The 11,444-nt window shown below is 55.1% G+C and carries 10 protein-coding genes; 7 read left to right on the plus strand and 3 right to left on the minus strand.

What is annotated here, in order from left to right; translation table 11 throughout:
* The first annotated feature begins 86 nt into the window (after positions 1-86).
* Positions 87-620, plus strand: coding sequence for a CinA family protein (locus E5201_RS06380; protein WP_140985230.1), 534 nt, complete (start codon positions 87-89; stop codon positions 618-620).
* Here E5201_RS06380 and E5201_RS06385 read toward each other — a convergent pair.
* Positions 617-1,081 (minus strand): type II toxin-antitoxin system RatA family toxin, encoded by a 465-nt coding sequence (locus E5201_RS06385; RefSeq protein WP_140985232.1) that lies wholly within the window; start codon positions 1,079-1,081, stop codon positions 617-619. The two genes, E5201_RS06380 and E5201_RS06385, sit on opposite strands and share 4 nt — an antisense overlap.
* Positions 1,081-2,049, minus strand: a complete 969-nt coding sequence (gene lipA / locus E5201_RS06390) for a lipoyl synthase (RefSeq protein WP_140985234.1) — start codon at positions 2,047-2,049, stop codon at positions 1,081-1,083. The genes E5201_RS06385 and lipA overlap by 1 nt, the downstream gene beginning before the upstream one ends.
* Before the next feature lie 230 nt (positions 2,050-2,279).
* Here lipA and E5201_RS06395 point away from each other — a divergent pair, with 230 nt between their 5' ends.
* The 5 genes from E5201_RS06395 to E5201_RS06415 all read left to right on the plus strand — a co-directional run bounded on the left by E5201_RS06395 (position 2,280) and on the right by E5201_RS06415 (position 8,699).
* Entirely contained in the window at positions 2,280-3,110 is an 831-nt protein-coding gene (locus E5201_RS06395) for an alpha/beta hydrolase (protein WP_181404555.1), read from the plus strand.
* A gap of 65 nt (positions 3,111-3,175) precedes the next feature.
* Entirely contained in the window at positions 3,176-4,735 is a 1,560-nt protein-coding gene (locus E5201_RS06400; RefSeq protein WP_140985237.1) for an AMP-binding protein, read from the plus strand.
* An 11-nt stretch (positions 4,736-4,746) separates the two neighbouring features.
* Positions 4,747-5,229 carry a hypothetical protein gene (locus E5201_RS06405; protein ID WP_140985239.1) on the plus strand — a complete coding sequence of 161 codons (483 nt, stop codon included), beginning with the start codon at positions 4,747-4,749 and terminating at the stop codon, positions 5,227-5,229.
* Positions 5,230-5,291: 62 nt separating this feature from the next.
* The gene (locus E5201_RS06410; RefSeq protein WP_140985241.1) at positions 5,292-7,355 is read left to right on the plus strand and encodes a TonB-dependent receptor family protein; all 2,064 of its coding nucleotides are present in this window, start codon (positions 5,292-5,294) and stop codon (positions 7,353-7,355) included.
* Positions 7,356-7,364: 9 nt separating this feature from the next.
* Positions 7,365-8,699, plus strand: a complete 1,335-nt coding sequence (locus tag E5201_RS06415; protein ID WP_140985242.1) for a PepSY-associated TM helix domain-containing protein — start codon at positions 7,365-7,367, stop codon at positions 8,697-8,699.
* Positions 8,700-8,764: 65 nt separating this feature from the next.
* Here E5201_RS06415 and aspS read toward each other — a convergent pair whose 3' ends face one another.
* Complete coding sequence (aspS, locus tag E5201_RS06420; protein WP_140985244.1) at positions 8,765-10,546, minus strand: aspartate--tRNA ligase; 1,782 nt, start codon at positions 10,544-10,546, stop codon at positions 8,765-8,767.
* 217 nt (positions 10,547-10,763) lie between these two features.
* Between aspS and E5201_RS06425 the strand changes: the two genes are divergently transcribed.
* Positions 10,764-11,432: a P-loop NTPase family protein gene (locus E5201_RS06425; RefSeq protein WP_140985246.1), complete on the plus strand. Its 669-nt coding sequence runs from the start codon at positions 10,764-10,766 to the stop codon at positions 11,430-11,432.
* Positions 11,433-11,444: the final 12 nt, after the last annotated feature.

An 11,444-nucleotide genomic window follows, 5' to 3' on the forward strand; every position in this document is an offset into this window, starting at 1 on the left:
TAGACTAAGAATTTCAGGAAGGCGGGGCATTTTGTCCCGCTTTTTTATTTCTCCTGAGATATGCTCAAAATCAAAGGAGGTCGGTTATGCTTGATGCAGAAAGTTTTGACGCCGGAATTGATATTAATGCCACGGCGACTGAAATTCTAAAGCTGGCGCGTGAGCGAAAAGTCACTGTCACGACCGCTGAAAGCTGCACCGGCGGATTGATTGCCGCGGCGCTTACGCGGGTTGCAGGCGCTTCAGAATGCTTCCATGAAGGCTATGTCACCTATTCCAATGAAGCCAAGGCACGGCTTTTGGGGGTGCCGGAACTGACGATCGTTGAATATGGCGCGGTTAGCCTTCAGACCGCTCAGGCCATGGCCAAGGGCGCTTTAAAGGCGGTGAATGCGGATTTGTCCATGAGCGTCACAGGTATTGCCGGCCCCAATGGCGGCACTGAGCAAAAGCCCGTCGGTATGGTCTGTTTCGGGCTCGGGTTTCGTGAAGCCGATGGAACACCGACCTCGCTGGCCAGCGTACATGTGTTTGAAAACAACGGACGCGACTATATACGTGAGCAGTCTGTGCGCTTTGCCCTGCAGTGGGCATTAAAACACCTTAAGGCCGCGCCTTAGGGATTAGACGGTGTCTGGCCATAAAGATGATGGGCGCGCTGTTCAAAGACGCTCATCAGCTTACTGACGGCGAGATTAAAGTTGGCCCTGAGCATGGCGTTGAGCAGCGGATTTCTGAAGTCCATGTCCATGTCAAAATCGATACGGGTGCCGCTTTCGACCGTGGTGAAACGCCATAAACCATCAAGCCGTTTTAAAGGTCCGCGCAGAAGCCCCATATGGATGGTGTGACCGGCTTCGTGTTTGGTAACGCGCGTGGAAAAGCGCTCGGACAGCATCTTGAAGCCCACGGCGACATCGGCATCAAAGGCCCAGACGCCTTCGGCCGGCGTCACGGGATTATAGGTACGCAGAGATGTAATCCAGGGTATGAATTCCGGATAGCGCTGGACGTCACCGACCATACGCCACAGATCTTCTGCCCTATAGGGCAGTACACGATCCAGATGGAAGCGTGCCATCAGTGCGCCGCACCCTGAGCGGCACGCGCGGCGCGCAGACGTTCAAAGTCTTCGCCCGCATGGTGTGAGGAACGGGTCAGAGGCGAAGACGAGACCATCAGGAAACCCTTGGCACGGGCAATGGATTCGTAGGCCTTGAACTCATCCGGCGTAACGAAGCGGTCAATGGCTGCGTGTTTACGCGTGGGTTGCAGATACTGGCCGATGGTGATGAAATCGATACCCGCAGAGCGCATATCGTCCATGACCTGCATGACTTCTTCCTTGGTTTCCCCAAGGCCAACCATGATGCCGGATTTGGTGAATTGCGACGGATCGCGTTCCTTGACGCGCTCAAGCAGGCGCAGGGAATGGAAATAGCGCGCACCGGGGCGAATTTTCAGATAGTTGCGCGGTACGGTTTCCAGATTGTGATTAAACACATCCGGCTTGGCGTCGATAACGATCTCGGCGGCCCCGTCCTTGCGCAGGAAGTCCGGTGTCAAAATTTCGATAGTGGTTTTAGGTGACTGGGCGCGAATCTGGCGGATAACTTCGGCGAAGTGGTTGGCGCCACCGTCACTGAGGTCATCGCGGTCAACCGAGGTGATCACCACATGCGACAGACCCATGGCCGCTACGGTTTGCCCGACACGGTTCGGTTCGTCGACATCAAGCGGCTGAGGCATGCCGGTCTTGACATTACAAAACGCGCAGGCCCGCGTGCAGGTATCGCCCATAATCATCAGGGTCGCATGGTTCTTTGACCAGCACTCACCGATATTCGGGCAGGCCGCCTCTTCGCAGACAGTCACAAGTTTGGCGTCACGCACGGTTTTCTGCGTGGCATTAAAGGTAGCCGACCCCGGTGCGCGGACACGCAGCCAGTCAGGTTTTTTCAAAACCGGCGTTTCAGGCCGGTTCTGTTTTTCCGGATGTCGCAATTCACCTTTGGGTGCTGAAGCCAGCCGGTTGATTAGGGTGACCATCTATAAGCCGTTACATTATGAAACCTTGGTGTCCTAATTGGGCTTATTACACTTATATATCAAGTCAATTCCACATGCCGGGGCGGTCACAAGCTGTAACAAGCCGATAGCAAGGCCGTCGAATCTGGCCTAAGATTGAGGATATGGCCCTCCCCGTTTGTTCCCGCACGTCACATCTATCGCGTCGCCATGTTTTATGGGGAGGCCTGGCTTTAGGGGTCTCTGGAGGTATGTCTGGATGCGGCCTGCGTCAGGAGGCAGACGCGCGTGGCAAGGCCTTTATTGACCCGCAAATTCCGCCGGGACTTTCACCGGAACATTATCCGCCTGCCGGTTTCGTCTGGAGCGGGCTAAAGGTGGGCAAGATGCCCGAGGCGCGTTATGGCGTGGGTGCGCCGCCCGTAAATCCGAAGGCACATTTTCTTATTCTGGCCGACGCGGCCTGGCCGGCGGAGGTTTATTTCGACATAGGCCGGTTGGCTCAGGCTGAAAATATGAGTGTGTGGATATATGAAGCCCCGGGACAGGGCGGGTCGGGTCGTTATATGCTTGAAAATCAACAGGTTGATACGCCTGACTTCAGACATTCTGTGAACGGTGCCGACGCGTTGATTTCCGATATTATCCGGCCGGATACACATAAGCCCTTGTATGTCTTGGGGCATGGCTCCGGTGCGTGGACGGCCATTCTCCTTGATAAGCCGCCCATTCAAAAGCTTTATCTGCATCAGGTCTGGGGCGGGCCGGATAAGGCGGAGAGCGAAGGCTGGTCGGGTGATTCGTTGCCTGAGGATGACTGGGGGCGCATCGCCCATCGCTGGCAAAGGGCCAATCCTGATCTGAGGCTAAAAGGGGTCACGGAGCGCTGGCTAAAAGAAACCGACAAAGCGCGCAAAGCCGCACAGGGGCGTAAGCTGAGCATGGCTGTGGACTGGCTTGAGGCAGAAAGCGACATCGCCCGCAGCCAAAGCGTTTGTGAACGCAGTAAATCTTGTCAGTTCATTACAATTCCTGACCGTAATGCTTTGAAATCCTATCTTGCCTCGCAACTTGCGGCCTGATTAGAATAACAGGCATATATGTGCAGGTTATAAGCCTTGCCCTCGCAGCGGAGACACCGGGACGAATGTCGGAAGCCTTTAATATTGAAGCGGAAACCAAATCCCTGTTCACGGCCCTGCTGGATGCCGCGGATACGGTTGGCAAGAACAAGGTGATCATCGAGGATCAGGACCGCCAGCCCATTACCTATAAGGATTTCATTCTGCGCACCTTTGTGCTGTCGCGCCTGTTTGACCGTGTCCTGAAGCGTGAAAAGCGTATCGGTCTGATGTTGCCAACCTCCGTGGGTGGTGCCCTGTCATTTTTTGCGCTGCATGCCCATGGCCGCACGCCGGTAATGATCAATTTCACCTCTGGTCTGGCCAATGTGAAATCGGCCTGCCTGACGGCTAAGGTCAAGACCGTCATTACGGCGCGCCGGTTTGTCGAACAGGCCAAACTTCAGGAACTGGTTGAAGCCATGGGCCATTTCGTGCGGATTATCTATCTTGATGATTTGCGTAAAACCGTAAGCGTGACGGATAAGCTTTACGGCCTAAGGGCCTCAACCTTACCGCGTCTTCATGCTCATCATGCAAAGCCTTCGGATATAGGGGTGATTTTGTTCACCTCCGGCAGTTTCGGCACGCCGCGGGGGGTGGTGCTGACCCATGCCAATCTGGTGCTTAATGTCGCCCAGATCAAAACCCATATAGACCTTAAGCCGGAATGGGTCTGCTTTAACCCTATGCCAATTTTCCATTCTCTCGGCCTGACCGGCGGGGTGATTATGCCGTTGCTCAGGGGGCTGCGCAGTTTTCAGTACCCCTCGCCTCTGCATGTAAAGCAGATTCCGGGGTTACTTAAGGAGACAAAGGCCTCGCTCATATTTTCTACCGACACCTTCCTCAACCAGTATGCGCGCAATTCCGAACCGGATGATTTTGCAAGTCTTGAGTTCGTTGTCTGTGGCGCGGAAAAGGTACGCGAAGAGACCCATAAGCTGTTTAAAGAGCGATATGGCGGCCTTAAGGTGCTGGAAGGATACGGGGTAACCGAGACCTCACCGGTGCTGGCGGTCAATTATCCGCATGACAATCGCCATGGTACGGTGGGCCACGCCCTGCCCGGCATGCAGCTAAGGCTTGAAATTATTGAAGGTATCCCCGAAGGCGGACGACTGCACGTCAAGGGGCCGAACGTCATGGCCGGTTATATTGATCTGGAAAATCCCGATCGTATCGAAGCCCCGCATGACGGGTGGCATGATACGGGTGACATAGTAAGCCTCGATAAGGACGGGTTTATCACCATTCTTGGTCGCGCCAAACGCTTTGCCAAGATTGCCGGTGAAATGGTGTCCTTGACCGCCGTTGAGCGCATTGCCGATGAGGTCTGGCCCGATAACCGCCACGCGGTCGTGGCCTTGCGAGACGACAAGAAAGGCGAACGGCTGGTTCTGATTACCGATCATCCGACCCCTGATCTGGATCGTCTCAGTGACTGGGCGAAGACGCATGGTACGCCCGCGATTGCCATTCCCAAAAAGCTGGTGAAGGTTGAAGCCATACCGGTTCTGGGGTCAGGCAAGACCGATTACGTCACCTTGCAAAAGCTGGCAGAAGTGATGGTTGAGGCCGCCTGAGGCTGTGGCCGGTGCGACAATCTGTCATCAATAGCTTTGCCTTGACAGGGCCTATGGGCTTGCGTAAGGCCGCAGGTATGGCCATGTACATGCCCAGATTCCTGACCAACGCCTTCCGGAGCGAATTACGCTTCTGGACGATCATGGCTGTGGCGATGGCGATCAGCGTGCAGGTGTTATTTCCCGCGCATCTGTTTGCCGCCAAGGTCGATGGCTCGGGCTTTATGCTCTGTAATATGGATGCGCCGGCTGTTGATCAGCCGCTGATCTCCGCTATTCAGGCTGAGAAAGCGCAAAAAGGCGACGCTATCGGTAAAAAGTGCACCGACTGTGTGTTCCTGTCGATGACGGCCTTACCGCAACCGGATCAGGTCTTTACACCGGTTATCTATGTTGCGCTGACACCAGTCCTCACACCTGATCGTGAGTCCGAACGTCCGAAGGCGCGTGCCCCCCCTCGCCCGCATTCCTGTGGTCCACCGCAACTTGTCTGAAATCTGAAGCCGTCTGCGCGTGCAGCGCGGACTGATTGACTGTTTCTGACAAGGTTTATTTTATGAAAACCCGTAATATTGCGTGGCGCAAAAACACTGCGCTGCTGTGTGCTGTATCTGTTATCGCGCTTAATGCCACCGCTGTGCTGGCTGACGATTCTGTCGAAGACATTCCCACGGTTATCGTCACCGGTTATCTTAATCCCGAAGACCCGCAGGCTGTGCGCGTCACACGTACCAAACTGTCGCGTACCCCCGGTGCGGTATCGGTCGTGGCCAATGAGACCTATTCAAACAGCTATGCCATGGGTCTGTTTGATACGCTGAAAAACGTCTCGGGCGTCTTTGCGCAAAAGAAGTTCGGTGAAGACGCGCGCTTCTCTATCCGGGGGTCCGGCATTGGCAACAATATCCATAATCGTGGCTCATGGCTGAGCATTGACGGCATCCCGCTTAATCAGGCCGATGGTTCAGGCGATTTTCAGGAAATCGACCCTCTGGCGGCCCGCTATGTCGAGGTTTACAAAGGCGGCAATGCCCTGCGCTTTGGCGGATCGCAACTAGGCGGCGCGGTCAATTTCGTGACCACAAATGGCCAGAATGCCGGTTATCGTACGCTGCTGCGTCTTGAGGGCGGCTCGTTTGGCACGAAGCGCGGGCATCTGGCCTTTGCCGATACCATCGGTGATTATGATCTTTATTTGTCCACCACAGTGCTTCATGCCGATGGCTGGCGTGATAATGCCGAACAGGATGCCAAACGTATAACCCTGAATGTCGGCCGCAGCTTTGGCGAAGATCGTTCAGTGCGTCTGATCTTTCAGGGCAATGATCTCGAGCAGCGCATATCCGGCACATTAAGTCTGGCCAATGCACTGAATAATCCAAAAATCACAACCGCACCTAACTATCCGGATTTGAAATATGGCCGCGATGTCAAATCTTTGCGGACAACCGTGCAGACCGAGTGGCGGTTAAATGACGACTGGGTGTTTGAAGGGGGTGTCTATGCGGCGTGGAAGCATCTGGTGCATCCCATCGTCATTCATATCGATCAGCAATCGCAAAACTATGGCGCGTTTGCCCGCTTTGATGGCAAGGGTATGATCGGGTCAAAGGCCTATGATCTGTTCCTCGGAGCGAATTATCGTAAAGGTCTGGTGGATGCCCACACCGCCGCAAATGCAAACGGCGTTGCCGGTATGGTGATGGGTGAAGCGAAGCAAAACGCCGAAAGCTGGGATGTTTTTGCGGAAGGCCGCCTGTTTGTCACGGACGAAGTGGCGCTGACGGCGGGTGGCTCCTATGGCTGGACGAAGCGTGACTATGTCAATCATCTGAATGCCGCCAACAGTACATCTAAGGATTTTGACTGGTTTGCCCCACGCATCGGCCTTATCTGGCAAAACGCCAATGGTCAGCAGGTCTTTGCCAATGTTACCAAGTCGGTCGAAGCGCCAAACTATGGCGCGCTGGTGCAGACTCCCTTCCCGCAATTCACTTCGGTTCAGCCTCAGGAAGCTGTGACGGCTGAGATCGGGACGCGGGGCCGCAACGGCCGGTTTATCTGGGACATAGCCATCTATCGGACCGAGATTGACGGTGAAATGCTGGCCTTTACGGCAACGCCGGACCTTCCCGGCACCTTCAATGCGGAAAATACCATCCATCAGGGGCTTGAAGCGGCGCTGGACTGGAAGATCGCTGATATCGGCGGCTGGGTCAGCGTTCTGCGCCAGACCTATACCTGGTCGGATTTCAAGTTCGACAACGACAAGACCTACGGCAATGGACAATTGCCCGTGGTGCCGGAACACTATTATCGCGGGGAACTGAGTTTCACTCACGATGATGGCTGGCGCGTTGCGCCCTCGGTCGAATGGGTACCCGAAGACGTCTGGGTCGATTACACCAATACGAAAACCGCACCCGGCTATACGGTGTGGAATTTGGCGGTGTCCAAGCGCGTAAACTCGTCCCTTGAGCTATTTGCCGAAGGCCGCAATCTGGCCGACAAGCGCTATATCTCAAGCGTCAATTCGGTGACTAATTTCGCTTCGCAAGCCGCCTTCTGGCCCGGTGAGGGGCGCGCCGTTTTCATTGGCCTTAAGCTCACCGGTCAATAGGAGGTAACCATGTCAAACGAACAGGCCGTCAGAAAAAGCAAACGGGGCATGATCAATTATCGCATGATCTGGCGCTGGCACTTTTATGCCGGCCTGTTCTGTATCCCGTTTGTGATTATTCTATCGCTTACGGGGCCGATATATCTGTTCAAGCCGCAGATCGAGGCGGCCATTGACCGCCCCTATAATGCCTTAAGCGGGCAACCCAAAAGCCTTGAGGTGCAGGTTCAGGCAGCGCTTGCCTCCCTGCCGCACAGCCAGTTTGTTTCCGTTGATGTCCGGCAAGACCTTAATGATGCGGCGCGGGTCACCCTCATGCAGCATGATGAGCGGGTCAGGGTCTATGTGCATCCCGAAAGCCTTGCCATTCTCAAAACCATCAAAGAAAAAGATCGCTTTTTCAGCATCGTAAAGAACATTCATGGTGAACTGACGATGGGCGAATTTGGTACGCTGATTGTCGAAACCGCCGCCTCATGGGCGCTGATCATGATCATCACAGGTCTTTATCTGTGGTGGCCGCATCAGGCCCGAGGACTGGCGGGTGTGCTCTGGCCACGTACCGGACTGGGGCGGAAAATCTTCTGGCGCGATCTGCATGGGGTTGTTGGCATATATGTTTCGGCCTTCGCCATTATCCTGATCCTGACCGGTCTGCCGTGGACCAATGTCTGGGGGAGTAATTTCCGCAATATCCGTCAGGCCATCGAAACCCATCAGGTACAGGCCGACTGGTCAAGCGGTCGGGCTGCCGAAAAAGTCACCAACAAAGGCCATCATGGCTGGCATAGCGCCCCGCTTGCGGCCGATTTGAGCCATATCGACATCTACGCGCAGGCGGTACGTGACCTTAAGCTGCCGCCACCGGTCGTACTGACCAGCCCGACTGAGCGCACCCCTCACTGGCAGGGCGTGTCGCAGACTCAGAACCGGCCCAGGGGCGTCACTGTAAGGCTTGATGCGCACACAGGGGCCATGGTGTCGCGCGAAACCTTTGCCGACAAAAAGATCGTCGATAAGGTGGTGGGTACCGGCATATCCCTGCATGAAGGTCAGTTATTCGGGCCGCTCAACCAATTGATTGGCGTTCTGACGGCTCTGGGTCTGATAACACTGTGTGTTTCGGCCATGGTCATGTGGTGGCAGAGGCGCCCCGATGATCAGACGCTTGGCGTGCCTGCCGCCTTACCGGAGGAACGGTTGGGGTCCGGTTTTGGCATATTGATCGTCATTCTGGGGCTGTTCCTGCCGATGATGGCGATTACACTTATTGTCATGGCACTGATTGAATTTCTGGTTCTGAAGCGTATCCCGCCGGTGCGGAAGTGGCTCGGCCTCAGGTAACAAAAAGCCCCCTCAGGAAACTGAGGGGGCTTTTTTAAGCTACGTCGTTAGGCGCTTTTCGCCGATCAGGAGACCTTGATCGGCAGGGCCGTGCGGATTGACAGTTCTTTCAACTGCTTGTCATCAACCTCTGACGGGGCCGACATCATCACGTCCTGTCCCTGCTGGTTCAGCGGGAAGGCAATGACTTCGCGGATCGCCGTCTGACCGGCCAGCAGCATGACGATACGGTCAATACCGGGTGCCAGACCACCGTGCGGCGGTGCGCCATATTTGAAAGCATTAAGCATGCCGCCGAACTGGGCTTCGACGAACTCTGGGCCATAACCGGCGATTTCAAACGCCTTGAGCATGATGTCCTGCTTATGATTACGGATGGCACCGGAGCACAGTTCATAGCCGTTACAGACGATATCATACTGATAGGCGAGGATATCGAGCGGGTCTTTGGTCAGAAGCGCCTCCATCTCACCCTGCGGCATGGAGAACGGATTGTGCGAGAAATCGACCTTCTTCTCGTCTTCGTTCCATTCAAACATCGGGAAATCGACGATCCAGCAGAAACGGAACTGATCTTCGTCCACCAGTTTGAGATCGGTACCGACCTTGGTGCGGGCCGAGCCTGCAAACTTATAGAATACCTTCGGATCACCCGCGGCGAAGAAGGCGGCGTCGCCCTGCCCCAGGCCCAAAGCAGCCATCAGGCCTTGTGTGGCTTCGGCCCCCAGATTCTTAGCAATCGGCCCGCCCCATGCGCCCTGATCTTCGGACCAGAAGATATAGCCCAGACCCGGCTGACCTTCGCCTTGCGCCCAGGAATTCATGCGGTCACAGAAAGCTCGCGACCCGCCGCCCTTAGCCGGAATAGCCCAGACCGCATTAGCGGCATTTTCAAGAATACGCGCAAACAGGCCGAATCCGCCGCCACGGAAATGGTCAGACACGTCCTGCATCTCGATGGGGTTACGCAGGTCGGGCTTATCTGAACCGTACTTGGCAATCGATTCCTTATAGGGAATACGCTGGAACGGATAAGGCGAAACGCGTTTGCCTTCACCAAATTCAGTGAACAGACCGTGCATCAGCGGCTCGATCGAGGCGAACACGTCTTCCTGTGTGACAAAGCTCATCTCGACATCGAGCTGATAGAACTCAAGCGAACGGTCAGCGCGCAAGTCTTCGTCACGGAAGCAGGGTGCGATCTGGAAATAACGGTCAAAGCCCGACACCATCAGCAACTGCTTGAACTGCTGCGGCGCCTGAGGCAGGGCATAGAACTTGCCCGGATGCATACGTGACGGCACAAGGAAGTCACGCGCGCCTTCGGGCGATGATGCCGTCAGAATCGGGGTTTGGTACTCAAGGAAACCCTGCTCAACCATGCGCGTGCGGATCGATTGAATGACACGTGAGCGCAGGACAATATTCTTGTGCAGGGTCTCGCGGCGCAGGTCGAGGAAACGGTTTTTCAGACGGATTTCTTCAGGATATTCCGGCTCACCAAATACCGGCAGGGGCAGTTCGGCGGCTTCAGAAAGCACTTCGACGTCTGAGACGCGCACTTCGATCTCACCGGTTGGCAGATTGGCGTTTACGGTCTCGGCTTCACGGGCTACAACCACGCCATCAATGCGGATAACGCTTTCGGCCCGCAGGCGCTCAACCTTGGCAAAGCCTGCGCTTTCGGGGTTGAACACCAGTTGCGTCAGACCATAGTGGTCGCGCACATCAATAAACAAAAGACCGCCATGGTCACGCTTACGGTGTACCCAGCCCGACAGGCGTACGTTTTGACCGGCATCCGATAAACGCAGGGCGGCACAGGTATGAGAACGATAAATATGCATGAAAGTCTCTGAATCCGGCAGACAAAATGTTTGGGCGCAGGACACATGAACCCCGCGCCTTGTCAAGCTTTTTCGGGAAATGTGAGGGTGAAACGAAGGCACATTTTCCCTGTCTTATCCCCGCTTTAGCCCGCAATTATCAAAACGGCCCACATTGCCACGCCGCACGGCTCTGCTTACATAGAGTGTACGAACTGCACCGGATTTAAGGCCACTCGTGTCTCAGCAACTGCCCCTCGACCTGACAACGCCGTCGCGCTTTGAAACAAAGGACTATGTCGTTTCAAGCGCCAATGCGGAACTGCATGCGCTTCTGACTGACTATGATGACTGGCTTAATCCGCATCTGTTTCTGGTCGGGCCGGAAGGTTCGGGCAAGACCCATACGGCGCATGTCTTCGCCCGCCTGTGTGGCGGTCACTATCTGTACGCCGGAGACGATTTACCCCCTGAGGGCCAATGTTTTGTCGTCGATGACGCGGATATGTTCGATCAGGAAAATCTGTTTCACCTGTGTAACCGAACGGCGGCGGAAAATGGCCGTCTGTTGCTACTGTCACGCCAACACCCCCTGCAATGGGACATAAAGTTGCCTGACCTCCGGTCGCGGCTTCTGGCCATGCGAATTATCGACATGCCGCAACCGGATGATGAGGGCATTAAGGCTGTCCTCAAAAGTCGTTTTGCCGCACGAGCCATCACGCCTTCGGATGAGTTTCTCGACTATCTGAGCCGACGCATCGATCGCAGTTTTTCCGAAATTCAAAAAATTGTCACAGAAATCGAGGCATATGCCGGAGGCCGGGCTTTTACACGTGCTCTGGCCCGTGAATATATTGAAAAGACCGAAAATTTGTCTTGGTTAAGTGACGGGGATGCGATTTAATTTCCCCGTTTA

Source organism: Asticcacaulis tiandongensis (genome assembly GCF_006475605.1).
GTDB classification, from domain to species: domain Bacteria; phylum Pseudomonadota; class Alphaproteobacteria; order Caulobacterales; family Caulobacteraceae; genus Asticcacaulis; species Asticcacaulis tiandongensis.

Bases quoted from the DNA above. Each gene is read 5' to 3' on its own strand.
- E5201_RS06415 (WP_140985242.1), top strand. From the start codon at position 7,365: ATGTCAAACGAACAGGCCGTCAGAAAAAGCAAACGGGGCATGATCAAT.
- E5201_RS06400 (WP_140985237.1), top strand. From the start codon at position 3,176: ATGTCGGAAGCCTTTAATATTGAAGCGGAAACCAAATCCCTGTTCACG.
- E5201_RS06385 (WP_140985232.1), bottom strand. From the start codon at position 1,081: ATGGCACGCTTCCATCTGGATCGTGTACTGCCCTATAGGGCAGAAGAT.
- E5201_RS06380 (WP_140985230.1), top strand. From the start codon at position 87: ATGCTTGATGCAGAAAGTTTTGACGCCGGAATTGATATTAATGCCACG.
- lipA (WP_140985234.1), bottom strand. From the start codon at position 2,049: ATGGTCACCCTAATCAACCGGCTGGCTTCAGCACCCAAAGGTGAATTG.
- aspS (WP_140985244.1), bottom strand. From the start codon at position 10,546: ATGCATATTTATCGTTCTCATACCTGTGCCGCCCTGCGTTTATCGGAT.
- E5201_RS06410 (WP_140985241.1), top strand. From the start codon at position 5,292: ATGAAAACCCGTAATATTGCGTGGCGCAAAAACACTGCGCTGCTGTGT.
- E5201_RS06395 (WP_181404555.1), top strand. From the start codon at position 2,280: ATGTCTGGATGCGGCCTGCGTCAGGAGGCAGACGCGCGTGGCAAGGCC.